Origin of the sequence: Microbacterium sp. CH1, assembly GCF_001595495.1 — a bacterium.
Classification (GTDB): domain Bacteria; phylum Actinomycetota; class Actinomycetes; order Actinomycetales; family Microbacteriaceae; genus Microbacterium.
Genome location: NZ_LOSO01000018.1, coordinates 105263 through 129902 on the forward strand (window position 1 = coordinate 105263; position 24640 = coordinate 129902).

Below are 24640 nucleotides of genomic sequence, written 5' to 3' on the forward strand. Positions count from 1 at the left end.
GTCAGTTCGCTCCCGAGAACTCGGCGCGGCGGGCGACGATCCAGCGCGCCAGCGCGTTGACCGCGAAGGTCACGACGAAGAGGATGAGGCCGGTCGCGATCAGCGTGTTCACGCCGGTGCCGTGCGCCTCCGGGAAGGCGAGCGCGATGTTCGCGGGGATCGGCGTGGGGTTCGTGGCGGTGAGCACGAGGAAGCTGACGACCGCCGAGGGGGAGAGCACCATCGTCACGGCCATCGTCTCGCCGAGCGCGCGGCCGAGGGCCAGCATCGCCGCCGACACCATGCCGCCGCGGGCGAAGGGGAGGACGGCCATGCGGACCATCTCCCAGCGCGTGGAGCCGAGGGCCAGGGCCGCCTCCTCGTGGAGCTTGGGGGTCTGCAGGAAGACCTCGCGGCAGATGGCGGTCATGATCGGGATGCACATCACGGCGAGGACGAGGGCGGCGGTGAGGATCGTCTTGCCCGTCGCGGAGACCTGACCGCCGAAGAACGGCACCCACGAGGCGTTCTCGTTGAGCCACACGTAGATCGGCTGGAGCATGGGGGCGAGCACGAGGCCGCCCCAGAGGCCGAACACCACGGAGGGCACCGCGGCGAGCAGGTCGATGATGTAGCCGAGGAACGACGCGAGCCGCCGGTGGGCGTAGTGCGAGATGAAGAGCGCGATGCCGATGGCGATCGGGGCGGCGATCAGCAGGGCGATGAACGAGGCCCAGAGGGTGCCGAAGACGAGCGGCCAGACGTACACCCAGAACGACTCGCCCCGGAGGATGTGGTTGTCGGTGGTGTCGAGCTGGAACGCCGGCAGGCTCTGGATGATGAGGAAGGCGGCGACGAGCGCCAGCACGATCAGGATGATGATGCCGGCGGCCAGCGCGGTGCCGGAGAAGACCCGGTCGCCGAGGCGCTGCTTGGCCTTGATCGGTGTGGGCGGCGCCGGTGTCGGTGCCGGTGCCGTTGTCGGCTCCTGCGCGGTCGTGCTCATGATCTCCCTGTTTCGGGCCGGGTGGAGATGGATCGGGTGCTGACCTGGCGGAGCCCCCGCGCCCGCTCGGGGACGCGGGGGCACCGTCGTCAGTGGATCGGCAGGATCAGCCGACCTGGATGAGGTCGATCGCGGCCTGGACCTGCTCGCGCAGGCCGTCCGAGATCGGGGCGCTGCCGGCGTTCTCGGCGGCGGCGTCCTGGCCCTCGGCGCTCGCGATGTACGTGAAGTACTCCTTCACGAGCTCCGCGACGTTGCTGTCCTCGTACTGCTCGCAGCCGATGAGGTAGCTGACCAGGGCGATCGGGTAGGCGCCGTCCGCGGCGGCGGCCGGGTCGACGTCGAAGACGAGGTCGCCCTCGCCGCGGCCCTCGGCGAGGGGCGAGCCCTCGACGAGCTTCGCGGCGGCCTCGGCCGAGTACGAGACGAAGTCCTCGCCGACGCCCACGGCGACCTGGCCGAGGCCGTCCGCCTGCGAGGCGTCGAGGAAGCCGATCGCACCGTTGCCGGCGGTGAGGGCCTGCTTCACGCCCGAGGTGCCCTGAGCGGCCTCGCCACCCTGGATCGGCCACTCGTCGGAGACCTCGTAGGTCCAGACGTCGGGGGCCGTCGCGCTGAGGTACTTGGCGAAGGTCTCCTGCGTGCCCGAGGGGTCGGAGCGGTGCACCGGCGAGATCGCCAGGTCGGGAAGCTCGACGCCGTCGTTCAGGGCGGCGATGGCCTCGTCGTTCCAGTTGGTGATCGTGCCGGCGAAGATGCCCGCGATCGTGGCGGCGTCGAGGTTCAGCGTGTCGATGCCCTCGAGGTTGAAGGCGACGGCGACGGGGGAGATGTAGAGGGGGACCTCGACGATGTCGTCGGTGGTGCAGGCGCCGAAGCCGCCGGCGGCGATCTCCTCGTCGTTGAACGCGCGGTCCGAGCCGATGAAGTTGCTGCCGCCCTCGAGGAAGTTCTCGCGGCCGGTGCCGGAGCCGGTGGGCTCGTAGTTGACCGTAACATCGGGGTTGGCGGTCTGGAAGGCGGCGACCCAGGCCTCCTGGGCTGCGGTCTGCGAGGACGCGCCGGTCGCGTCGATCGTGCCGGAGAGCGTGGACTCCGAGGGCTCTTCGCTGGAGCCGCCGGCTCCGCCTTCGTTCGCGGCACAGCCGGCGAGGGCGAGAGCGGCGACGGCGCCGATGGCGCCGATTCGTGCGATTCGGGAGATCTTCACTGTGGATCCTTCGATCTTGGAGGGGTGGGGCCCGGTGCAGGGCACACAGTGACGCTAGGGGCGACGGTTAACGAGACTCTCCCGCGCAGGTGAACGGCAGGTGAACGACCGGCGACTCTCTGGAGCCGATCCCCGTCACCGCGCGGCCCCCTCCGTTTCGAATCGCCCACTTTGCGCCATTTCCGGCCGAGATGCAGCGAAGTGCGCGATTCGAACGAGGGGGGTCAGACCTTCGGCGCGTGGGTCTCGATCGAGATGATGCCGGAGCCGGGATTGGTCGCCGAGACGTGCACCACGGAAAACGCGCCGGTCTCCAAGTCGGCGGCGCTGCCGACGTACGAGCCGTGCACGGTGCCGGTCGCGAGGGCGATCTCCGAGAGGAGCGCAGGCAGCACCGGGCCGTGGCTGCAGAGCACGGCGGGCTTGCCGGCGCGGATGCGGCGGCCGACGACGGAGCGGAGATCGGCGAGGCCGTCCTCCCAGGCGTCCTGGCTGATCTTCTCGGTGAGCACCGGCTTGCGGTCCAGGGCCTTCGCGAGCGGCGTGACGGTCTGCACGCAGCGCACCGCGTCGCTGGTGACGATCTTGCGCACGCCGAACGCGCGGAGCGGACCGACGATGGCCTTCGCCTGCCGCTTCCCCCGGTCGGTGAGGGGACGCGCGGCGTCGGCCTTGTCCCACTCCGAGCGGGGCAGGGCCTTCGCATGCCGGAGGGCGATCACCGGGAAGGTGCGGAGCACGCCGTCGTCCACGAGCGCGGCGAACGCATCGAGGATCTCGAGATCGACGGGATAGCTCAGCGCGGCGCGGGCCTTCTTGAGGGTGACCCACTCCAGCGCGGCGATCTCGCGGTTGGGCACGAAGGTCGAGGCGCGGATCGCGGCGTCCGTCGCCTCGGCAGCCCAGTAGTGCACGACCTTCTGCTTGCGGGACGCGAGGTGGTAGCGGCTGATCCCGACCGGCACGCCGAGGGCCACGCGGATGCCGGTCTCCTCGTGCACCTCGCGGACGGCGGTCTCCGCGAGCATCTCGCCCGGGTCGACCTTGCCCTTCGGTAGGGTGACGTCGCGGTACTTCGTGCGGTGGATGAGCAGGATCCGCAGCTTGCCGTCGACCAGACGCCACACGACGGCGCCGGCCGCGTACACGGCCTTGTCCGCCCACTTCGCGTCGGCCGCGGACGGCGGGAGCTGGACCTGCCGCGCCGTCATCGAACCGCCCGCGCCCGACGACGTCGCTGGATCATCCCCATGGTCTTATCCTGCAGGTCGGTGAGCGGCTTGCCGTCGGCATCCACGGCGTGGCGCTCCCACACGCCGTCGCGGCCAAGGTGCCACGACGAGGTCCGGTCGTCCATCGCCAGGTCGAAGAAGGCGGTGAGCTCCTTGAGGTGCGCCGGGTCGGTCACCCGCACCAGAGCCTCGACGCGCCGGTCGAGGTTGCGGTGCATCATGTCGGCGCTGCCGATGTACACCTGCGGGTCGCCGTCGTTCTCGAACGTGAAGATGCGCGAGTGCTCGAGGTAGCGGCCGAGGATGCTGCGGACGGTGATGTTGTCGCTGATGCCGTCGAGGTCGGGCCGCAGGCTGCAGATCCCGCGCACCCACACGTCGACCTTCACCCCCGCGGCGCTGGCGCGGTAGAGGGCGTCGATGATCTCCTCGTCGACCATCGAGTTGACCTTGATGCGGATGTGCGCGGGCTTGCCCGACTCGGCGATCCGGCGTTCGGCGTCGATCAGCCGCACGAGGCCCTTGCGGAGGTGGAGCGGGGCGACGAGCAGACGCTTGAACTTCTTCTCGATCGCGTAGCCGCTGAGCTCGTTGAACAGCCGGGTGAGGTCCTTGCCGACCTGGGCATCGGCGGTGAACAGACCGAAGTCCTCGTAGATGCGGCTCGTCTTCGGGTTGTAGTTGCCGGTGCCGACGTGCGAGTAGTGCTGGAGCTTGCCCTCCTCCTCGCGGATCACGAGGGCGAGCTTGCAGTGGGTCTTGAGCCCGACGAGGCCGTACACCACGTGCACGCCGGCCTTTTCGAGCTTGCGCGCCCACACGATGTTGTTGGCCTCGTCGAAGCGGGCCTTCACCTCGACGAGCGCGAGCACCTGCTTGCCGGCCTCGGCGGCGTCGATGAGGGCCTGCACGACGGGGCTGTCGCCGGACGTCCGGTACAGGGTCTGCTTGATGGCGAGCACGTGCGGGTCGCGGGCGGCCTGCTCGAGGAACGCCTGGACGCTCGTGGTGAAGGACTCGTACGGGTGGTGCACGAGCACGTCGGACTTCCGGATCGCCTTGAAGATGTCCGCACGGGTGTTGGAGCCCGTCGGCTGGAAGGCCAGCGCGGTGGTGGGGAGGTGCGGCGGGTACCGCAGATCCGGGCGATCGATGCGCGACAGGTCGAAGAGGCCGCGCAGATCGAGCGGCCCGGGGAGGCGGTAGACCTCCTGGTCGGTGATGTCGAGCTCGCGCACGAGGAGGTCCATCGTGACCTCGTCCATGTCGTCGGTGATCTCGAGCCGGATCGGCGGCCCGAACCGGCGGCGCAGCAGCTCGGCCTCCAGCGCCTGGATGAGGTTCTCGCTCTCGTCCTCCTCGATCTCCACGTCCTCGTTGCGGGTGAGGCGGAACGCGTGGTGGTCGAGCACCTCCATGCCGGGGAACAGGTCGCCGAGGTGGTTGGCGATGAGCTCCTCAAGGCGGAGGAAGCGCTTGATCTCGCCGGTGGACGGCACCTCGACGAAGCGCGGCAGCATGGGCGGCACCTTGAGGCGGGCGAACTCCTGGCGGCCGGTCCGCGCATTGCGGATGCGGATGGCGAGGTTCAGGGAGAGCCCGGAGATGTAGGGGAACGGGTGCGCCGGGTCGACCGCCAGCGGCATCAGCACCGGGAAGACCTGCGCGCCGAAGTAGTCGGACAGCGCGCTGCGCTCGTCGTCGGTGAGATCCGACCACTCCGTGATCTCGATGCCGGAGTCGGCGAGGGCGGGGCGGACGAGCTTCGTCCAGGCGTCCGCGTGGCGGAGCTGGAGGGCGTGCGCCTCGCGCGAGATGTCGGCGAGGGCGTCGACGGGGGAGCGTCCGATGTTGGTCGGCACGGCGAGACCGGTCATGATGCGCCGCTTGAGACCGGCCACGCGCACCATGAAGAACTCGTCGAGGTTGCTGGCGAAGATCGCCAGGAAGTTCGCCCGCTCCAGCTCCGGCAGCGACGGGTCCTCCGCGAGTTCGAGCACCCGCTGGTTGAACGCGAGCCAGCTCAGCTCGCGGTCCAGGTAGCGATGGTCGGGGAGCTGCGAGTCCGGCGCCTCGACGGCGTCGTCGAAGTCGTCGTCTTCGGCGTCACCGAGTCCGGCGTCGGCGAGTGCGGGATCGATCATGGGGTACATCTAAGCACCGGCAGGTGTCGGGCGTGTGAACGGGGGTCAGCGCGAGCCGACCAGGCTGTCGTCCTCGTAGACGTTGAAGCGGTAACCGACGTTGCGCACGGTGCCGATGATCTGCTCCTGATCGCCGAGCTTGGCGCGGAGCCGTCGCACGTGCACGTCGACGGTCCTGGTGCCGCCGAAGTAGTCGTACCCCCACACCTCGCTGAGCAACTGCTCGCGGGTGAACACCCGGGACGGGTGGGTGGCGAGGAAGTGCAGGAGCTGGAACTCCTTGTAGGTGAGGTCCAGCGGCCGCCCGTGGAGCTTGGCCGAGTAGGACTGCTCGTCGATCGTGACCCCGGAGGCCTGCACCCGCGCCGGTTCGGCGACCTCGTCCCGTCGCGCGAGCGCCAGACGCACGCGCGCGTCGATCTCCGCCGGACCGGCCGTCGCCAGCAGGACGTCGTCGATGCCCCACTCGCCCGACAGCGCGCTCATGCCGCCCTCGGTCACCACGAGCAGGAGCGGCGCGTCCTGTCCGGTGGCCCGCAGCAGACGGCACAGCGACTTCGCCCCGACGAGGTCGTGACGGCCGTCGACGATCACGATGTCGTACTCCGGGGCATTGATCAGCTGCGCCGGCTCCGCCGGGATCTGCCGCGTGCGATGGCTCAGCAGCTCGAGGGCGGGCAGCACCTGCTCCGAGAGCGGAGCATTGGTCAGAACCAGCACCAGGGCCACGCGCACTCCTCACCGGCGGGGGGATCGACGCCGTGCCGCCATGATAGCGGCCACCGATGCGCAAGAATGGAGACATGTCAGAACCGGCACTCGCGCCCCGCAACGCCTTCACCGGCGTCATCGCGGTCTGGGCGACCGCGTTCGTCGGCAGCATCGTCATCGGGATCTTCGCTCCGGAGGAGTGGCGCATCCCCTGGATGCTGGTCGGCTTCGGGGCGGTGGTGCTGCTGTCGTTCGCCGTGCAGCTCTGGTACGGCCGCACGCAGGGCTTCATCTTCCGCGTCGCGAGCAGCGTGACCGGTGCGCTGCTGCTGATGGGGATCATCTCGGTCGGCTTCGGCCTGGCCGCCCTCATCCCCTCCTGACCCGGATCGCCGGGGGTAAGGTGGAGGTCATGGACATCATGGCGCTCGAAATCTTCTTCATCGGCCTGCTCGGCCTGGCGAGCCTCGCGATCGTTTTCGTGTCGGCCGTGGTGCTGCGCAACCTCTTCCGCGGCCAGCGCTGACGAACATGATCGAACTCCCCACCGACCTTCCCGCCGACCTCGCCCCGCTGGCGTGGCTGATCGGCGTGTGGGAGGGGTCCGGGGTGATCGACTACCCGGTCGGCGAGGAGCGTCTGCAGGGCGAGTTCACGCATCGCGTCAGCTTCAGCCACGACGGCGGACCGTTCCTCAACTACGCGGCCACGGCGACCTTCGTCGGTGACGAGGGGGCGCCCGCCGTCCCGCTGACCGCCGAGTCCGGTTTCTGGCGTCTGGCGCGTCCGGCCGCGGCGACCGACGCGGGACCGGCGCTGCTGCCGCCGACGGCGACCCCTGTCACCCGCACGGTCGACGACGTGGAGGCCCTGCGGTCGGACAACGGCGCGTTCCCGCTCGAGGTGTCGCTGGCGCGCTCGGACGGCATGCTCGAGTACTACCTCGGCGAGATCAACGGACCGCGGGTCGACCTCGCGTCGGACGCGATCGTGCGTGGCGCCGGCGCCAAGGACTACGGCTCCGCCTCGCGGATGTACGGACTCGTCGACGGACACCTGCTGTGGGCCTGGGACATCGCCGCCCTCGGCACACCTCTGCGGGCGCACGCCTCGGCGCGTCTCGCCCGCGTCTGAACGGAGCACACCGTGAGCACCAGCGTCTTCGACGGCGTCCCCGGCGCGACAGCGGGGGAGCGCGGGATCGCCCACTTCGGCGATCCGTTCCGGGAGCAGCGCCGCCTCGCGGCCGGAACGGCGATCGCGCCCCTGGACGACCGGACGGTCATCGAGGTGTCCGGCCCCGAACGCCTCCCCTGGCTCGACTCCATCACGTCGCAGGCGGTGGGTCGTCTGCGCGCAGGGGAGAGCACCGAGCTCCTCGTCCTCGATCCGCAGGGACGGGTGGAGCACGCGGCCGGCGTCCTCGACGACGGCACCTCGACCTGGCTCCTGGCGGACGCCGGCGACGCCGAGGGTCTGGCGACCTGGCTGACGCGGATGAAGTTCCGCACCCAGGCCACGGTCGAGCTGCGCCCCGACCTCGCGCTGCTCGGCTTCGTCGACGGCGGTCCCGCGGCCGAGCGCGTGCGCGGCCTCGACGACGCGCGGATCTGGGTCGACCCGTGGCAGCAGGTCGCCGTCGGCGGCCATCAGTACGCGGATGTGGCCGCGCACCCCGGGGCCGACCTCGCCTGGCGGGTCGGCATCGTGCCCGAGACGGCGGCGCGGGCGCTCGCCGCGGAGCTCGATCGGGAAGATGCCGCCGGTCTCCTCGCCGCCGACGCTCTGCGCATCGCCGCCTGGCGCCCGCGGTGGGCGGCCGAGGTGGACGAGCGATCGCTGCCGCACGAGTCGGACTGGCTCCGCAGCGCCGTGCACCTGAACAAGGGCTGCTATCGCGGCCAGGAGACCGTCGCGAAGGTGCACAACCTCGGCCATCCGCCGCGGCGGCTCGCTCTGCTCCAGCTCGACGGCAGCGACGCCGTGCTTCCGGAACCCGGAGCCCCCGTGTTCGCGGGTGATGACGAGGTCGGGCACATCACCTCCTCCGCGCGGCATCACGAGGACGGACCGATCGCCCTCGCCCTCCTGTCCCGCCGGGCCCCGATCGGCGACCTCGTCGTCCGGGCCGAGGGGATCGACATCGCCGCGTCCCAGCAGATCATCGTCCCGGCCGACGCCGGCGCCACCGCGGACATCCCGCGCCTGACGCGGCTGTCCCGCCGGCCCACGGCGCCCGATCCCCGCGACGCCGGGGTCTGAGCCGACGGGCGCCGGTCAGCCCTCGCCGTCCGGACCGGCCGTCGAGCGCTGCGCGGCGATCTCCGCGATCCGTCCCCGGGCGAGGAACCAGCCGCCGATGAGGGCAGGGATCAGCACGCCGAGGCTGGCGACCGTCCACGTGCCCGTCGGATAGTCGAAGGCCATGAGCACGACGACGGACGCGAGGAACGCCAGCGTCAGATACGAGGTGTACGGTGCGCCGAAGAGACGGAACGACGGTCGCGCGACGAGGCCGCGTCGCGACAGCCGGTACAGCCGGAGCTGGCAGAGGATGATGGTCGCCCAGGCCGCGATGATCCCCAGCGCGGACATGTTGAGCACGATCTCGAAGGCCTGTCCCGGCACCACGGCGTTCAGGAGCACCCCGGCGAGGGCGAACACGGCCGTGACGAGGATGCCGACGACGGGCACGCCGCGACGGCTCATCCGACCGGTCGCGCGGGGTGCGGCGCCCGAACTCGCGAGCGAACGGAAGACCCGGCCCGTCGAGTAGAGCCCGGCGTTCAGCCCGGAGACCGCGGCGGTGATCACGATGAAGTTCATGGCGCTGCCGGCCACCGTCCCCACGTCCGGTCCTCCCACGTGCGAGAAGAACGTCACGAACGGGCTCTCCCCGGCACGGTACACCGTGTACGGGAGCAGCAGGGCGAGGAGCAGCACCGATCCGACGTAGAACACGGCGATGCGCAGGATCACCGAGTTCACGGCCCGGGGCATCACCTTCTCCGGGTCCGCCGTCTCGCCGGCGGCGGTGCCGACCAGCTCGATGGAAGCGTAGGCGAAGACGACCCCCTGCATCACGATCACGGCGGGGAGCACGCCTTCCGGCGCGAAGCCTCCGTGCGCCGCGAGCATGGGGATCCCCGTCGGTCCCTGATCGGTCTGCCAGCCGGCCGCGAGGAACACCACGCCGATCACGAGGAAGAGGGCGAGCGCGGCGACCTTCACGAGCGAGAACCAGAACTCCATCTCGCCGAACAGCCGGACCGAGACGAGGTTGAGGCCGACGACCACGATCAGGGCGATCAGCGCGAGCAGCCATTGGGGCACGACGCGGAACGCCGACCAGTAGTGGACGTAGAGCGCCACGGCCGTGGAGTCGACGATCGCCGTCATGCCCCAGTTCAGCAGATACAGCCAGCCGGCGGCGAAGGCCAGTCGCTCGCCGAAGAACTCCCGCGCGTACGAGATGAACGATCCGGAGGAGGGGCGGTGGATGACGAGCTCTCCGAGGGCGCGGAGGATGAAGAAGGCGAACACCCCGCACACCAGGTAGGAGACGGCCAGCAGGGGTCCCGCGGCGTTCAGGCGTCCGCCCGCCCCCATGAACAGCCCGGTGCCGATCGCGCCGCCGAGGGCGATCATCTGCAGGTGCCGCGCCTTCAATGCCGTCCGATAGCCGGACTGCTCATGCGCGAAGTCCTGCGCCGACGTCAGGACGTCGCCGAGTCGCTCGCGGTCGTTCTCCTGTGCCTCTGCGGATCCTTCCGCCTTCGCGCTCTCGGTCGTCATCGCCTCTCCTGCCCTGGGAACGCATGGCGATCGAGTCGGCGCACGCGTCGGTACGGCCCGCCGCGTACGACGCTAGCGGTGCGCAGGCCCGGGGTGAGGTGCGCACCGGTATACAGCAGGAGCGTGTCCTCGCGCGGTGCCGTCAGGCCGGTGCCACGGCGTCCCACGGCAGGGTGAGCTCACCCAATCGCCAGCGGCTCCGCCCGCCCTGCACAGGCCAGCCCTGCGCGCGCAGCGCGGTCACCGCGGCAAGGAAGCGCTGCGTGGCCCCGAAGGTCGACAGGGGAGCAGCGCGCTCCCACTCCCGGTCCAGGTCGACGAGCAGCGCATGGATGCGCTCGCCGGGGACGTTGTGGTGGATGAGGGCCTTGGGCAGCCGCTCCGCCACGATGCTCGGGACCTCGAGCCCGCGGAGGCGGAGGGAGACGGTGAAGCGGAGCGGCGTGCCGCCGGGATCGACATCGACCCAGCTCGCCACGCGCCCGATCTCGTCGCAGGTGCCCTCCACCAGGAGCCCGTCCGGCGCGAGGCGGTGCGCCATCGTCCGCCAGGCGGCGGCGACCTCGACCTCGTCGTACTGCCGAAGGACGTTCATCGCCCGGATGACAGCGGGGCGCCGACCGCCGGGGAGCGGTACCTCGAACCCGCCGCGGGCGAAGGAGACGCGGAGGTCGGCAGGGAAGGGCGTGCGGCCGGCCCGGACCTCGACGAGCTGCTGCTCCGCGGTGGCCACCCGGTCCGGGTCGAGCTCCAGGCCGCGCACCTCCGCGTCCGGCCGCACGCGCCTCAGCCGGGCGGCCAGCTCGAACGCGGTCACCCCGCTCGCCCCGAAACCGAGGTCGACGACGAGGGGGTCCGCCGCGCGCCGGAAGGCGGGGGAGGCGGCGATCCACCGGTCGTTCCGACGCAGCCGGTTCGTCCCTGTCGTGCCGCGGGTCGGCCGACCGAGGGGAGATGACGCCATGCGTCCATCCTCCCTCCTCCGCCGCTGTGCCCGCTCCGCGCCCCCGGATAAACTGGCGACATGACTGCGAAGCGCACCCTGATCCTGCTCCGCCACGGCCAGAGCGAGTGGAACGAACTGAACCTCTTCACCGGCTGGGTGGACGTCCGCCTCACCGAGCAGGGCAAGGGCGAGGCCCGTCGCGGCGGTGAGCTGCTCGCCGAGTCCGGGATCCTGCCCGACGTGCTGCACACGTCGCTGCTGAGCCGCGCGATCCAGACCGCCGACATCGCGCTGGACGCGGCCGACCGGCTGTGGATCCCGGTGAAGCGGTCGTGGCGCCTCAACGAGCGTCACTACGGCGCGCTGCAGGGCAAGGACAAGGCGCAGACGCTCGAGGAGTTCGGTCCGGAGCAGTTCCAGCTGTGGCGCCGCTCGTTCGACGTGCCGCCGCCCCCGCTGGACGACGCGAGCGAGTTCAGCCAGGTGGGCGACGCCCGCTACGAGGGCATCGACGGCGAGGTGCCGCGCACGGAGTCGCTCAAGCTCGTCATCGACCGCCTCCTGCCGTACTGGGACGCGGAGATCGTCCCCGACCTGGAAGCCGGCAAGACCGTCCTCGTGACCGCGCACGGCAACTCGCTGCGCGGCCTCGTCAAGCACCTCGAGGGCATCAGCGACGACGACATCGCCGGCCTGAACATCCCGACCGGCATTCCGCTGGTGTACGAGCTCGACGAGAACAACGCGCCGACCGGTCCCAGCCGGTACCTCGACCCGGAGGCCGCCGCCGCCGGTGCCGCGGCCGTGGCCGCCCAGGGCAAGAAGTAACCGAGACCCCGGTTTCACGCCGAGACCCCCTGCTGCAGTCGCCTGCAGCAGGGGGTCTCGGCGATAAGGCGGGGTCTCGTCAGGCGTGGCCGAGCTGCTCCTGCTGCTCCACCGCGAGGGCGATGTCCTCCTCCTCGACGTGCCAATCGCCCGTCGCGAGGTAGACGACCTTCTTGGCGACGGCGACCGCGTGGTCCGCGAACCGCTCGTGGTAGCGGCTCGCGAGCGTCGCGTCGACCGTGGCGACGGCCTCGCCCTTCCAGTTGTCGCTCAGCACCTTCTCGAAGACGCTGGCGTGCAGTTCGTCGACGTCGTCATCGGCGTTGCGGATCGCGTCGGCGAACTTCAGATCCTGGGTGCGGAGGAGTTCCGTGAGCGTGCGGGAGATCTCCACGTCCAGCTCGCCCATCTTCACGAACGTGCCCTTCAGGCCCTTCGGGATCGCGCGCTCCGGGAAGCGCAGGCGGGCGAGCTGGGCGATGTGCTCGGACATGTCGCCCATCCGCTCCAGGGACGCGCTGACGCGGAGCGCCGTGACGACGATCCGGAGGTCGCGCGCGACCGGCTGCTGTCGGGCGAGGATCTCGATGGCCTGCTCGTCCAGCGCGACCGCGAGCTCGTCGATCTTCGCGTCGTCGGCGATGACCTCCTCGGCCAGCGCGACGTCGCTCGTGGCGAACGCGCGGGTCGCCTTGTCGATGGACACCGTGACGAGCTCGGCGATCTCGACAAGGCGGGACTGCAGGTCCTCGAGGGACTGGTGGAAGACTTCGCGCATGGTGGGCGCAACCTTTCATTCGGATCCCGGCTGACGGTCCAGCGCGGGGCGGCGGGGCGTCCGCAGGGAGAGGACTGCGCGCGCGCAGGCCTGAAGCGATTGTCTGCTCCGAAGGTTAACGAACGGTGCCCAGCGAGTGAATAGTACGTCTCCGCTCCCCGGGATGACGCGGAAACCCGCCGGATCGACGGTGAACGCGCTCTACGCTGGAGTCATGACCCTGCCGCAGCTCGCGCTGTCCTCCCTCGCCATCGGGTTGGCGATCGGCGTGGGCCTCTCGCTCCTCGTCGTCTGGGCGTATCGGGCGCGGGCGCGGGCGGAGGAGGAGACGTCGATGACGATCCCGCCCGGGATCACCGACGTGCTGCGCAGCATGGACGACGCCGCGTGCGTGGTCGACGTCTCCGGTCTCGTGCTCGCCACGTCGAAGGCCGCCGCACGGTTCGGGATCGAGGTCGGATCGACGCTCGACAATCCGGAGCTCCGTCAGCTCGTGCGGGGCGTCCGCTCGACGGGGGAGACGGCGACCGCCTCGATGCGGATCACCCGCGGCGGTCTCAGCCTCGACCCGCGTCTCGTGTCGGCCAGGGCGAGTGCGATCGGGGCGCGCCTCGTGCTCCTCATCATCCGTGACGTGACCGAGCAGGAGCGCCTCGACCAGATGCGTCGCGACTTCGTCGCCAACACGAGCCACGAGCTCAAGACGCCCGTCGGGGCCGTGAGCCTGCTCGCGGAGGCCATCGAGTCCGCCGCCGACGACCCCGCCCAGGTCCGGGCTTTCGCGTCGCGGATCTCGGCGGAGGCCGGCCGTCTCGGTCAGCTCACCGGACGCATCATGAGTCTGTCCCGGCTGCAGGCGGAGGACGGGCTGACCGAGGTCGCCCCGGTCTCGATCGACGAGGTCATCGCCTCCTCGATCGAAGCCCACGTCGTGCAGGCCGACTCCGCCGGTGTGGAGCTCGCCCGCGGTGGAGACCGCGGCGTCTGGGTGCGCGGCGACGCGCAGATCCTCATCGAGGCGGTCGGCAACCTGATCGCCAACGCCATCGTCTACTCGCCGCGCGGCTCCCGGGTGGGCGTCGGGGTGAAGGCCGACGACGACGTCGTGGAGATCGCCGTCTCCGACCAGGGCATCGGGATCGCCGAGGCCGACCGTGAGCGCATCTTCGAGCGGTTCTACCGCGCAGACGAGGCCCGCTCCCGGCGCACCGGCGGCACCGGCCTCGGGCTGTCCATCGTCAAGCACGCCACCCAGCGCCACGGAGGAGAGGTGCGGCTCTGGTCGCGCCCGGGCCGCGGGTCCACGTTCACCATCCGCCTGCCCCGGATCGACGCCCCGGCGAACGCCGGGCAGGGCAAGAAGAGCAAGAAGAAGCGCGCGCGCAAGGCCGTCCCCGCCACCGGGGCGACGCGCGTCCGAAACGGAGAGACCGCATGACCCGCATCCTTCTCGTCGAAGACGAGCCCGACCTCGCCGACCCTCTCGCGTACCTGCTGCGTCGGGAGGGCTACGAGGTGGAGATCGCCGAGGACGGTCCCGGTGCGCTGACGGCCTTCCGGGAGCGCGGCGCGGACATCGTGTTGCTCGACCTCATGCTCCCGGGGATGCCGGGCACGGAGGTGTGCCGACAGATCCGCTCCACGTCCGCCGTGCCGATCATCATGCTGACGGCGAAGGACTCCGAGGTCGACATCGTGGTGGGGCTCGAGCTCGGCGCGGACGACTACATCACCAAGCCGTACTCGTCGCGGGAGCTGCTCGCCCGGATGCGTGCCGTGTTGCGGCGGGTGGTGCAGGCCGAGGCCGAGCTCGACGAGCGGGTGCTCGAGGGCGGGCGCGTCTCGCTCGACATCGATCGGCACACGGTGGCGGTGGCCGGTGAGCAGATCAACATGCCGCTGAAGGAGTTCGAGCTGCTGGAGGTGCTGATGCGCAACTCCGGCCGGGTGCTCACGCGCGGCCAGCTCATCGACCGCGTGTGGGGGAGCGACTACTTCGGCGATACCAAGACACTCGACGTGCACATCAAGCGCATCCGCTCGCGGATCGAGGAGAACCCCAGTGAACCGGTGATGCTCGTGACCGTCCGCGGCCTGGGGTATCGCTTCGAGGGCTGACCACAGACAGGAGAGGCCGGCACCCGTGGGTGCCGGCCTCTCCTGTCTGTCTGCGGACTCAGTCCTTCGGAGCGAGGTCCGAGTAGTACGGCAGGGTGCCGTCGAGGACGGGCACCTGCGTGGTCACACCGGCCGAGTCGCCGGAATGGAAGTGCATCGCGACGGTGGCGCCGGGCATGGTGTCGAGGTCGACGATCTCCACCGGCTCCTGGTCGGCGCCGAGGCTGATCGATCCGCCGGCGGGCACCGTGATCTCGAACGGCTCGCCACCCTCGAGGGAGACCGTCAGGGTGGCGCGGTCCTGCGTCGGGTTGACGATCGCGCCCACGAAGTTCCCGGCCGTGCCGTCGTCGTTCGCGATGATGAGGGCATTCCGGACGGCGATGGGGCCGTCCTCGTCCGACACGTTCACGCCGTCCGAGGCGGCGTACTCGGTCTTCGTCGCCTGCGGCGTGATGAACGTGCACCCGGTCGCGCCGAGCAGAACGAGGGCGCTGATGGCGGCAGACGCGACAAGGCGCGATTTCACGGGTCCTCCTGAGGTCCGACGGGATATCCCTCCCCATTCTATGGGTAAGTCGAGGAGCCGCTGGGAACAGGAAGCGCGAACCTTAGCGCATATCCCCTGTGGTATCCTTGAGGTTGCCGAAAGGACATGTTTTTATGCTTTTTGAGGTTGGCGAGACCGTCGTCTATCCGCACCATGGCGCTGCGACCATCATCGAGGTCAAGGAACGCGTCATCAAGGGCGAGACGAAGAAATATCTGAAGCTCAACGTCACGCAGGGTGATCTCATCATCGAGGTCCCGGCCGAGAACGTCGACCTCGTCGGCGTCCGCGACGTGATCGGCAAGGAGGGCCTCGACCACGTGTTCGAGGTGCTGCGCGCGCCGTTCACCGAGGAGCCCACCAACTGGTCGCGCCGGTACAAGGCGAACCTGGAGAAGCTCGCGTCCGGCGATGTCATCAAGGTGAGCGAGGTCGTGCGCGACCTCTGGCGCCGCGACCAGGACCGCGGCCTGTCCGCGGGTGAGAAGCGGATGCTGGCCAAGGCCCGGCAGATCCTCATCTCGGAGCTGGCGCTGGCCGAGAAGATCGACGAGGACAAGGCGGGCGCACTGCTCGACGAGGTCCTCGCGTCCTGAGACGTCCTTCACGGAAGGCGGGTGCTGCGGCACCCGCCTTCCGTCGTCTCCGCCGGTAACGTGAAGCTGTGAGCATCCTCCCCGTCCCGCACACCGCGATCATCGTCGTCGCCGCCGGCTCCGGCACCCGTCTCGAGGCCGGAGCGCCCAAGGCGTTCGTCGGCATCGACGGCCGTACCATCCTGCGGCACGCCCTCGATGGCGTGTTCGCGGCGGCGCCCCTGCAGGTGGTCGTCGTTGCCCCCGCGGGATACGAGGGCGACGCGCAGACCGAGCTGCTCGCGGCTGCCGGCGATCGTGCCGACCTGGGCCGCGTGGTCACCGGTGGGGCGACGCGGCAGGAATCCGTCGCGGCCGGACTCGCGGCGCTGTGGGGGGACGTGAGCACGGTGCTCGTGCACGACGCCGCGCGCGCGCTGACCCCGCCCGAGGTGATCGACGCCGTGGCGGCGGCCGTAATCGGCGACGCCGGTGCCGTACCGAGCCTGCCGGTCGTGGACACGCTCAAGCGGGTCGCGGACGGCCTCGTCGTGGGCACCGTGGATCGTGCGGAACTCGCGGCCGCGCAGACGCCGCAGGGATTCCCACGTGGCCCGCTGGAAGCGGCCTACGCGGAGGCGACCGCCCAGGGCATCGAGTACACGGATGACGCGGCGCTCTTCGCCGCAGCGGGACACGCGGTACGGCTGGTGCCGGGCTCCGAGCGTTCGTTCAAGATCACGACTCCTGCCGACCTCGAGCGCGCCCGTCTCCTCGTCGCGTCCGCGCCCATCTCGTCTTCCGTGCCTCGCACGTCGGCTGTCGCCGTGAGCGCACCCCGCGTGGGCATCGGCACGGACGTGCACGCCTTCGGCGGCGACGGGCCGCTGTGGCTGGCCGGGCTGGAATGGCCGGGGGAGCCCGCGCTCTCCGGGCATTCGGACGGAGACGCGGTCGCCCACGCGATCGTCGACGCCCTGCTCGGCGCCGCCGGGCTCGGCGACATCGGCGAGCACTTCGGCACCGCCCATCCGGAGTACGCGGGGGCGCACGCCGATGTCTTCCTCTCCCGCACCGCGGAGCTCCTGGCGGAGGCCGGGTTCATGATCGGCAACGTGTCCGTGCAGTTCCAGGGCAATCGCCCGCGGTTCAGCGGACGACGCGGGGAGGCCGAGGCGGCGCTGTCGGCGGCGCTCGGGGGCGCTCCGGTGGCCGTGACGGCCACGACGACCGACGGCCTCGGCTTCCCCGGACGGGGCGAGGGGATCGCGGTCACGGCCGTCGCGGTCGTCATCCCGCGACCCGAGCGGAGTCTCTCAGCGCCCGCCGAGTAGGCTTGAGCGGTGACTCTCCGCCTCTACGACACCCGCGCACAGCTGCTGCGCGACTTCGTGCCTCTCGATCCCGAGAACATCACGATGTACGTGTGCGGACCCACCGTGCAGTCCGGCCCGCACATCGGCCACGTCCGGGCGGCCCTGAGCTTCGATCTCCTGCGCCGCTGGCTGACGCACCGCTACGGCCGCGTGACCTTCGTGCGCAACGTCACCGACATCGACGACAAGGTGCTCGCCAACGCCACGGACGCCGAGCCGTGGTGGGCGCTCGCCTACCGGATGGAGCAGGAGTTCGCCGCGGCCTACGCCGGCATCGGCATCCTGCCGCCCACGTACGAGCCGCGGGCGACGGCCTCCGTCCCGCAGATGCAGGAACTCATCGCGCTGCTCATCGACCGGGGCCACGCGTACCCCGCTCCCGACGGGTCGGGCGACGTGTACTTCGATGTGCGCTCCTGGCCGTCCTACGGCGATCTCACCCATCAGTCGGTGGACGCGATGGAGGCGGCGCAGGACGCCGACCCGCGGGGCAAGCGCAACCCCCAGGACTTCGCCCTGTGGAAGGGGGCCAAGCCCGACGAGCCCGCCGACGCGACCTGGGCGTCGCCGTGGGGGCCGGGGCGTCCGGGCTGGCACATCGAGTGCTCGGCCATGGCGAAGCGGTACCTCGGTGCGGAGTTCGACATCCACGGCGGCGGCCTCGACCTGCGGTTCCCCCATCACGAGAACGAGCTCGCGCAGTCGACAGCCGCGGGTGACGGCTTCGCCCGCTACTGGGTGCACAACGGTCTCGTGACCGTCGACGGCCAGAAGATGTCGAAATCCCTCGGCAACTTCACCCTCGCACGGGACGTGCTCGCGGAGCGGGACCCGCTGGTCGTGCGCTACGCCCTCGCCGCCGCGCACTACCGGTCGAGCCTCGACCTCTCGGAATCGTCCTGGGCGGAGGCGGACGCGGCGCTCGGCCGTATCCGCTCCTTCCTCGATCGCGCATTCCGCGCGGGCGGCGAGGAGATCGGTGCCGAGGACGCGCGGAGCCTGCCCGACGCCTTCGTCGAGGCGATGGACGACGACCTCGGCGTGCCGCAGGCGCTGGCCGTCGTGCACGAGAGCGTGCGGGCCGGGAACTCGGCGCTGGACGCGGGCGACACCGGCACGGCCCTGGACGCGGCGCGGGCGGTGCTCGCCATGACCGGGATCCTCGGTCTGGACCCGCGTACGGGGTCCGGCGCCGCCGGGGGCGCGCAGGCCGCAGCGCTGGACGCGCTGGTGCAGGAGATGATCGCGCAGCGCGCCACCGCGCGCGCGGAGAAGGACTGGGCGGCGGCGGATCGCATCCGTGACGCGATCGCCGCCGCAGGAATCACGCTGGAGGACACTCCGGCCGGAACTCATTGGAGTATCGATGGCTAAGCCAGGGCGCCCCGGCGCGAGCAAGGGAAACAAGAAGGGCCCGACCAAGGGCACCGGCGGTCTCGGGCGCAAGGCGCTCGAGGGTCGCGGGCCCACGCCGAAGGCGGAGGACCGCGCGTGGCACCCCGCCGGCAAGCGCAAGGCCGCGGCCGAGCGCTACGCGGCTGCGGGCGGCAAGGGCAAGCCCGGTGGGCGCCCCGCCTCCGGCGGCAACCCGAACCGCAGCGCCCGGTCGAAGGACAACACCACCGACACCGAGACGGTCACCGGCCGCAACTCCGTGCTCGAGGCGTTGCGCGCGAAGATCCCGGCGACGGCGATGTACATCGCGCAGCGCGTCGAGATGGACGACCGCGTCAAGGAGATGCTGTCGATCGCGACCCACCGCGACATCCCGGTGCTCGAGGTCACCCGCCAGGAACTCGACCGCATGGCCGGCTTCGACGGCGTGCACCAGGGCGTCGCCCTCAAGGTGCCGCCGTACGAGTACGCCCACCCGCAGGACCTCCTGGAGCAGGTCATCGACCGCGGCGAGACGCCGCTGTTCGTTGCCCTCGACGGCATCACGGACCCCCGCAACCTCGGTGCGATCATCCGCTCGACGGCGGCGTTCGGCGGCCACGGCATCATCCTGCCGCAGCGTCGTTCCGCCGGTGTGAACTCCGCGGCGTGGAAGACGAGTGCGGGCGCGGCGGCGCGCATCCCGGTCGCCCTGGCGTCGAACCTCACCACGCAGCTCAAGGAGTTCAAGAAGCAGGGCGTGTTCGTGCTCGGACTCGACGGTGACGGCGACGTCTCGCTGCCCGCGCTGGAGCTGGCGGACCGTCCCGTCGTCATCGTCGTGGGCTCGGAGGGCAAGGGCCTGTCCCGCCTCGTGACCGAGACCTGCGACCAGATCGTCTCCATCCCCATCTCCGCGGCGACCGAGTCGCTGAACGCCGGCATCGCGGCCTCGGTCGCGCTGTACCAGGTCGCGACCGTCCGCGCCGCGGACTGACCGAGAGGAACACGCATGGCCCGCATCATCGTCCTGGGAGGAACCGGCTACGCCGGACGCCACATCGTCGCGGAAGCGGTGAGCCGCGATCACGCGGTCGTCGCCATCTCGCGCTCGACCCCCGCGGATCCGGTCGCGGGCGCGGCGTACGTGCAGGGGACCGCGCTCGACCCCGCGACGCTGACCGAGGCGTTCGCGGGCGCCGATGTCGTGGTCTCCGCGCTCTCGCCGCGCGGTGACATGGAGGACCGTGTCCTCGAGGCGCTGACGAACGTGGTCGCGCTGCTCGACGGCACCGAGACCCGGCTCGGGGTCGTGGGCGGCGCGGGCGGCAGCCTCGTCGCGCCCGGTGGCCCTCGACTGTTCGATCAGGGGTTCCCCGAGGAGTACAAGCACGAGGCGCAGGTCGGCATCGACTCGCTCGCGCTCCTGGAGCGCACCGCGGAGAGCCTGGACTGGTTCTTCGTGCACCCGGCCGAGGTCTTCGGGCCGTGGGCCGAGGGGGAGCGCACCGGACGCTACCGGGACGGCGGTGACGTCCTCGTCCGCGACGAGGACGGGAAGTCGTACATCTCCGGTGCGGACTTCGCCGTCGCGATCGTCGACGAGATCGAGCAGGGCAACCACCACCGCGAGCGGTTCACGGTCGGCTACTGACGCCGTCCGGCGCGGCGCCGACCGGCGGGCACGGACTCAGACGAGGTCGCGCCAGTCCACCTCGTCGTCGTCGCCGAGCGCCAGCGTGCCGGTGACGACGGGGAGGCCCACCGTCTCGGTCGGCGGCCCCATGATGGTGGCCTCGTCGCGCCGGTGGCGGAGCACGTCATTGATGTAGCTCGTCAGCACCTCCGCGAGGGCGACAGAGCGTCCCTGCGCCTGCGACAGGTACCAGCGGTGCTCCAGCACCTGATGGAACACCTCGGCCGGCTCCAGCTTGGCGCGCAGGTCGTAGGGGATGGCGCGGACGACGGGCTCGAAGACGCGCGTGAGCCACTCGTGCGCGTACATCTCCTCGTCCGCCCACTGCTTGGTGGAGCGGGCACGGAACTCGTCGAGGTCGTTGAGGAGCCTCCGGGCCTGGTTCTCCTCGACGTCGAGACCGGTGAGGCGGATGAGTCGGCGCTGGTGGTGCCCGGCATCGACGACCTTGGGCTGGATCTCCACGACCGTGCCGTCGGCGGTCGTCGACATCGACATCTCGTCGATGTCGAAGCCGAGGGCGTTGAGCCGCTCGACACGTTCCGTGATGCGCCAGGTCTCGGCGGCGGAGAAGGACTCCTGCGCGGTGAGCTCGGCCCAGAGGGAGCGGTAGGACGACACGATGCCGTCCGCGATGGCGACGGCGTCGACCCCGTGCTCCAGGCGGCCGCCCGCGGCGAGGTCCATGATCTCCCCGGCGATGTTCGTGCGCGCGAGGTCCAGGTCGTAGGCGCGCTGACCGTCGGTGAGGCCCTCTTCGTGCAGCTCGCCGGTCTCCGCGTCGACGAGGTACGCCGCGAAGGCCCCGGCATCCCGGCGGAACAGCGTGTTCGAGAGCGAGACGTCTCCCCAGTAGAAGCCCACGTTGTGCAGACGCACGAGCAGCAGGGCGAGCGCGTCGACGAGGCGCGTGGCCGTGTCCGGGCGGAGCACCCGGGTGAAGAGGGCCCGGTACGGCATCGAGAAGCGCAGATGCGAGGTGACCAGGGCCGCGGGGAGCGGCGCCCCCGACGAGTCGGTGCGCCCCGCGATAACCGCGACGCGCTCCACGCACGGCACGTCGAGTCGCGACAGGTTGCCGAGCATCTCATACTCCCGGCGCGCCATCTCGGTCGTCGTCTCCTTCACCGCCACCACGCGCCCGGAGAGGTCCGCGAAGCGCACGAGGTGGCGGGAGAGGCCCTTGGGCAGCGAGACGATGTGCTCGGAGGGCCACTTCTCCAGAGGCGTCGACCAGGGCAGAGCGAGCAGACCGGGGTCGACCGTCTTGGCGGTGATCCGGAGGGATTCCTGCATGGGGGCTCCTGAGGGTGCCGGGGAAACGACGCGGCGCGGGCGACCGAAGTCAGCCCGCGCCGCGGTGGAGTGTCCGATCAGGCCGAGACGACCGGCTTGTCGTTCAGGCGGTCGCCCGACTCGAGGTCGAACGCGTGAACGTGACCCGGGTTCGCGGCAAGGGTGACGGTCTCCCCGGCGTTCGGGTGGTTGCGGCCGTCGACGCGGGCGACGAGGTCGGTGCGCTTGCCGTTGATCTCCGTGTGGCCGTAGAGGTAGCCGTCGGCGCCGAGCTCCTCGACGAGGTCGACGACGACCGAGAGGCCGCGACCGTCGGCCGGGCCCACCGTGATGTCTTCGGGGCGGACGCCGACCGTGACCTGCGAGCCCGACGCGCGGCCCACCGTGTCGCGGTCCAGCGGCACGACCTCGGTGCCGAACTGCACGCCGCCGTCGGCGAGGTCGGCGCTGAACAGGTTCATCGCGGGGGAGCCGATGAAGCCGGCCACGAACACGTTGTTCGGCTTCTCGTACAGGTCGCGCGGGGAGCCGACCTGCTGGAGCAGACCGTCCTTGAGCACGGCGATGCGGTCACCCATCGTGAGCGCCTCGGTCTGGTCGTGCGTGACGTAGACCGTGGTGACGCCGAGACGACGCTGCAGCGACGCGATCTGCGTGCGGGTCTGGACGCGGAGCTTGGCGTCGAGGTTCGACAGCGGCTCGTCCATGAGGAAGACCTGGGGCTGACGGACGATCGCGCGACCCATGGCGACACGCTGACGCTGACCGCCGGAGAGGGCCTTCGGCTTGCGGGTGAGGTACTGCTCCAGGTCGAGGAGCTTCGCGGCCTCGAGGACGCGCGCGGCGCGCTCCTCCTTGCCGACGCCCGCGATCTTGAGCGCGAAGCCCATGTTCTCGGCCACGGTCATGTGCGGGTACAGCGCGTAGTTCTGGAACACCATCGCGATGTCGCGGTCCTTCGGCGGCACGTCGGTGACGTCGCGGTCACCGATGAGGATGCGGCCGGAGTTGACCTCTTCGAGGCCGGCGAGCATGCGGAGGGACGTGGACTTGCCGCAACCGGAGGGACCGACCAGGACGAGGAACTCGCCGTCTCCCACCTCGAGGTTGAGCTTGTCGACAGCCGGACGGGTGCCGCCGGGGTACAGGCGGGTGGCCTCGTCGAAAGTCACAGATGCCATCGTGTTTCTCCTTCACCGGCAGGTACGTGCCGGACGATCCGTAGTGAATGAAGCGGCGGAGCGACCCGCCGTGACCCTCCATCGGGTCGGGATCAGTATGGCACGAACGGCCGCACCTGGGTATTTCTCAGCCTCACTGGTTAGCATCGAACCCGGCCGTGCGCAGCGGCGATCACCGCCCGACGGTGGTCGGGGCCAACCCGGACCCCCTGAGACTCAAGAGGAACGATGTCGAGCGACGAAACGCCGAACGTCCCCGCCCCTCGCACTTCGCGCGAGGCCGTGCGGGAGAAGGCACAGAAGGTGCACGCCCAGCAGTCGCGGGCGCGTCTCATGCGACGGATCATCATCGGTGCGGTCGCGATCATCGCGGTCGGTGCGATCGGGACCGCCGTGACGCTCGCCGTGACCTCGCAGACGTCCAAGCCGCAGCTCAGCCCGAGCGGCATGGAGGCGGATGGCGTCGTCGTGACGGACATCGCCTCCGCCGCGATCGGCACCGCCTCCGCCACACCGGAGCCCGAGCCCAGCGAGGCCGGGGCCAGCGAGACGCCATCGCCCGAGCCGTCCGCGGCCGGCGCCGTCGAGGTACACGTCTACGTCGACTACCTCTCGCCCGACGCGGGCAAGTTCGAGCGCGCCAACGCCCGTCTGCTCGCCCAGTGGATCGAGGACGGCGCCGCGACCGTCAGCTACCACCCGGTCGCTCTGCTCACCGCCAGCTCCAACGGCACGAAGTACTCGCTGCGTTCCGCCGCGGCCGCTGCCTGCGTGGCGACGCACTCGCCGGACCAGTTCTACGCGTTCAACCACGACCTCCTCGACGACCAGCCCGATGTGGGCAGCGACGGGATGTCCGACGAGGAGCTCGCCAACCTCGCGGGTGCCGTCGGCGTGGACAACGCCAAGACCGTGCGCTCGTGCATCCAGGACGGCGACTACGTCAGCTGGGCGAAGGAGGCGACGACCCGCGCGCTTGAGGGGCCGCTCCCCGGCTCCGACGACCTCGTGCTCACCGCCGCACCGATGATCGTCGTGAACGGCGAGGCGTACGTCGGGGCGCTGGACGACCCGCAGGAGCTGTCGACGTTCGTCATGTCGGTGGCCAGCGAGGCGTACTACGAGTCGGCGACCCCGACGCCGAGCCCGACCGCCACCTCGGCGCCGGCGCAGTAGTCCGTCGCACGCGCCCGCCATCGCTAAGCTGTGATGGCATCCGCCGACTTGGCGCAATTGGTAGCGCACCGTACTTGTAATACGGGGGTTACGGGTTCGAGTCCCGTAGTCGGCTCCACCCCGGAAGGCCCGCATCTCCCGCGAAACGCGGGGAATGCGGGCCTTGTGCGCATCTCGGCGAGGAGTGCGACCCACTTCACCGGCACCCACGGGCCCAGCGCTAGGCTCTGCGCATGAGCGAACCCGCGGACGAGTCCGGCCCATCGCTGATCCAGCAGCGGCTCGCACTGCAGCGACGGAAGACCTGGGCGATCGTGCTCGCCGTGTTCTGGACGGTGAGCGCCGTCTGGTGGCTGAGCTCCGGTGTTCTGACGGACGCGCGCGCGCTCGATGTGATGCGTGTGGCCGTCGGTGCGGTGAGCGGGGCGTTGGCGATCGCGTACGTGCTCACGGTGAGGCGCGCGCTGCGGGACATCCGAGACTTCGAAGCGCGACACGGGATAGACACGGGTCGCCACTAGCTGGCAGGTGCTCATCTCACGATGTTCCGCCTCGGAGGCTCACTCTCGACAGCCGCTGTCTCGCGTATCACTTCGGAGGGTGTTATGTTACTGGGGTGCAGGTGGTCGGCACCCCGCCCCGGCCACCTGCGCATCTTTCGCCTCACCG

General features: G+C 70.6%; 24 protein-coding genes and 1 tRNA gene. 14 read left to right on the top strand and 11 right to left on the bottom strand.

Annotation, left to right across the window (positions count from 1 at the left end):
* Position 1 precedes the first annotated feature (1 nt).
* The 5 genes from pstC to AUV07_RS11615 all read right to left on the bottom strand — a co-directional run bounded on the left by pstC (position 2) and on the right by AUV07_RS11615 (position 6300).
* Positions 2 to 985: a phosphate ABC transporter permease subunit PstC gene (gene pstC, locus AUV07_RS11595; protein ID WP_060923075.1), complete on the bottom strand. Its 984-nt coding sequence runs from the start codon at positions 983 to 985 to the stop codon at positions 2 to 4.
* Positions 986 to 1091: 106 nt separating this feature from the next.
* On the bottom strand, positions 1092 to 2195 hold the full coding sequence (locus AUV07_RS11600) for a phosphate ABC transporter substrate-binding protein PstS (RefSeq protein WP_062636284.1): 1104 nt from the start codon (positions 2193 to 2195) through the stop codon (positions 1092 to 1094).
* Between the two features lie 224 nt (positions 2196 to 2419).
* Entirely contained in the window at positions 2420 to 3406 is a 987-nt protein-coding gene (locus tag AUV07_RS11605) for an NUDIX hydrolase (RefSeq protein ID WP_062636287.1), read from the bottom strand.
* Positions 3403 to 5571 (bottom strand): RNA degradosome polyphosphate kinase, encoded by a 2169-nt coding sequence (locus AUV07_RS11610; RefSeq protein WP_062636867.1) that lies wholly within the window; start codon positions 5569 to 5571, stop codon positions 3403 to 3405. The genes AUV07_RS11605 and AUV07_RS11610 overlap by 4 nt, the downstream gene beginning before the upstream one ends.
* 45 nt (positions 5572 to 5616) lie before the next feature.
* The gene (locus AUV07_RS11615; RefSeq protein WP_025104297.1) at positions 5617 to 6300 is read right to left on the bottom strand and encodes a winged helix-turn-helix transcriptional regulator; all 684 of its coding nucleotides are present in this window, start codon (positions 6298 to 6300) and stop codon (positions 5617 to 5619) included.
* A gap of 74 nt (positions 6301 to 6374) precedes the next feature.
* Here AUV07_RS11615 and AUV07_RS11620 point away from each other — a divergent pair, with 74 nt between their 5' ends.
* From AUV07_RS11620 to ygfZ, 3 genes are all read left to right on the top strand, one after another.
* On the top strand, positions 6375 to 6665 hold the full coding sequence (locus AUV07_RS11620; protein ID WP_062636289.1) for a hypothetical protein: 291 nt from the start codon (positions 6375 to 6377) through the stop codon (positions 6663 to 6665).
* Positions 6666 to 6813: 148 nt separating this feature from the next.
* Entirely contained in the window at positions 6814 to 7416 is a 603-nt protein-coding gene (locus AUV07_RS11625) for an FABP family protein (RefSeq protein WP_025104300.1), read from the top strand.
* A 12-nt stretch (positions 7417 to 7428) separates the two neighbouring features.
* Positions 7429 to 8544 (top strand): CAF17-like 4Fe-4S cluster assembly/insertion protein YgfZ, encoded by a 1116-nt coding sequence (ygfZ, locus tag AUV07_RS11630; RefSeq protein WP_062636290.1) that lies wholly within the window; start codon positions 7429 to 7431, stop codon positions 8542 to 8544.
* Positions 8545 to 8559: 15 nt separating this feature from the next.
* On the opposite strand, the gene AUV07_RS11635 is transcribed toward ygfZ, so the two are convergent.
* A complete protein-coding gene (locus AUV07_RS11635) occupies positions 8560 to 10077 on the bottom strand; it encodes an amino acid permease (RefSeq protein WP_082802931.1) in 1518 nt (505 codons plus the stop codon).
* Positions 10078 to 10219: 142 nt separating this feature from the next.
* Positions 10220 to 11041: a class I SAM-dependent methyltransferase gene (locus tag AUV07_RS11640; RefSeq protein WP_062636292.1), complete on the bottom strand. Its 822-nt coding sequence runs from the start codon at positions 11039 to 11041 to the stop codon at positions 10220 to 10222.
* Positions 11042 to 11101: 60 nt separating this feature from the next.
* Here AUV07_RS11640 and AUV07_RS11645 point away from each other — a divergent pair, with 60 nt between their 5' ends.
* Complete coding sequence (locus tag AUV07_RS11645; RefSeq protein WP_062636293.1) at positions 11102 to 11851, top strand: phosphoglyceromutase; 750 nt, start codon at positions 11102 to 11104, stop codon at positions 11849 to 11851.
* Between the two features lie 79 nt (positions 11852 to 11930).
* Here AUV07_RS11645 and phoU read toward each other — a convergent pair whose 3' ends face one another.
* Entirely contained in the window at positions 11931 to 12629 is a 699-nt protein-coding gene (phoU, locus tag AUV07_RS11650; protein ID WP_025104304.1) for a phosphate signaling complex protein PhoU, read from the bottom strand.
* Between the two features lie 214 nt (positions 12630 to 12843).
* Here phoU and AUV07_RS11655 point away from each other — a divergent pair, with 214 nt between their 5' ends.
* Together AUV07_RS11655 and AUV07_RS11660 are read left to right on the top strand one after the other, a co-directional pair.
* The gene (locus tag AUV07_RS11655) at positions 12844 to 14067 is read left to right on the top strand and encodes a sensor histidine kinase (protein ID WP_062636295.1); all 1224 of its coding nucleotides are present in this window, start codon (positions 12844 to 12846) and stop codon (positions 14065 to 14067) included.
* Entirely contained in the window at positions 14064 to 14747 is a 684-nt protein-coding gene (locus AUV07_RS11660) for a response regulator transcription factor (RefSeq protein ID WP_025104306.1), read from the top strand. The genes AUV07_RS11655 and AUV07_RS11660 overlap by 4 nt, the downstream gene beginning before the upstream one ends.
* 58 nt (positions 14748 to 14805) lie before the next feature.
* Here AUV07_RS11660 and AUV07_RS11665 read toward each other — a convergent pair whose 3' ends face one another.
* On the bottom strand, positions 14806 to 15276 hold the full coding sequence (locus AUV07_RS11665) for a hypothetical protein (RefSeq protein ID WP_062636297.1): 471 nt from the start codon (positions 15274 to 15276) through the stop codon (positions 14806 to 14808).
* Between the two features lie 134 nt (positions 15277 to 15410).
* Between AUV07_RS11665 and AUV07_RS11670 the strand changes: the two genes are divergently transcribed.
* The 5 genes from AUV07_RS11670 (at position 15411) to AUV07_RS11690 (ending at position 20276) form a co-directional block, all read left to right on the top strand.
* Entirely contained in the window at positions 15411 to 15893 is a 483-nt protein-coding gene (locus AUV07_RS11670) for a CarD family transcriptional regulator (protein ID WP_025104308.1), read from the top strand.
* A gap of 68 nt (positions 15894 to 15961) precedes the next feature.
* Positions 15962 to 17206, top strand: coding sequence for a 2-C-methyl-D-erythritol 4-phosphate cytidylyltransferase (gene ispD, locus AUV07_RS11675; RefSeq protein ID WP_062636299.1), 1245 nt, complete (start codon positions 15962 to 15964; stop codon positions 17204 to 17206).
* Positions 17207 to 17215: 9 nt separating this feature from the next.
* Positions 17216 to 18622, top strand: a complete 1407-nt coding sequence (cysS, locus tag AUV07_RS11680) for a cysteine--tRNA ligase (RefSeq protein WP_062636301.1) — start codon at positions 17216 to 17218, stop codon at positions 18620 to 18622.
* On the top strand, positions 18615 to 19619 hold the full coding sequence (gene rlmB / locus AUV07_RS11685) for a 23S rRNA (guanosine(2251)-2'-O)-methyltransferase RlmB (RefSeq protein WP_025104311.1): 1005 nt from the start codon (positions 18615 to 18617) through the stop codon (positions 19617 to 19619). Before cysS ends, rlmB begins: the two co-directional genes overlap by 8 nt.
* Positions 19620 to 19634: 15 nt before the next feature.
* Complete coding sequence (locus AUV07_RS11690; RefSeq protein WP_062636303.1) at positions 19635 to 20276, top strand: NAD(P)-dependent oxidoreductase; 642 nt, start codon at positions 19635 to 19637, stop codon at positions 20274 to 20276.
* Between the two features lie 36 nt (positions 20277 to 20312).
* Here the strand turns inward: AUV07_RS11690 and AUV07_RS11695 are convergent, their stop codons facing one another.
* Both AUV07_RS11695 and AUV07_RS11700 read right to left on the bottom strand, forming a co-directional pair.
* Positions 20313 to 21614 (bottom strand): DUF4032 domain-containing protein, encoded by a 1302-nt coding sequence (locus AUV07_RS11695; RefSeq protein ID WP_062636305.1) that lies wholly within the window; start codon positions 21612 to 21614, stop codon positions 20313 to 20315.
* Positions 21615 to 21691: 77 nt separating this feature from the next.
* A complete protein-coding gene (locus AUV07_RS11700) occupies positions 21692 to 22795 on the bottom strand; it encodes an ABC transporter ATP-binding protein (RefSeq protein WP_025104314.1) in 1104 nt (367 codons plus the stop codon).
* Between the two features lie 228 nt (positions 22796 to 23023).
* On the opposite strand from AUV07_RS11700, the gene AUV07_RS11705 reads away from it, so the two are divergent.
* The 3 genes from AUV07_RS11705 (at position 23024) to AUV07_RS11715 (ending at position 24492) form a co-directional block, all read left to right on the top strand.
* On the top strand, positions 23024 to 23971 hold the full coding sequence (locus tag AUV07_RS11705) for a DsbA family protein (RefSeq protein WP_062636307.1): 948 nt from the start codon (positions 23024 to 23026) through the stop codon (positions 23969 to 23971).
* Between the two features lie 42 nt (positions 23972 to 24013).
* Positions 24014 to 24089 (top strand) — tRNA-Thr (locus tag AUV07_RS11710).
* Between the two features lie 115 nt (positions 24090 to 24204).
* Positions 24205 to 24492 (top strand): hypothetical protein, encoded by a 288-nt coding sequence (locus tag AUV07_RS11715; protein ID WP_062636309.1) that lies wholly within the window; start codon positions 24205 to 24207, stop codon positions 24490 to 24492.
* The last annotated feature ends 148 nt before the right edge of the window (positions 24493 to 24640 follow it).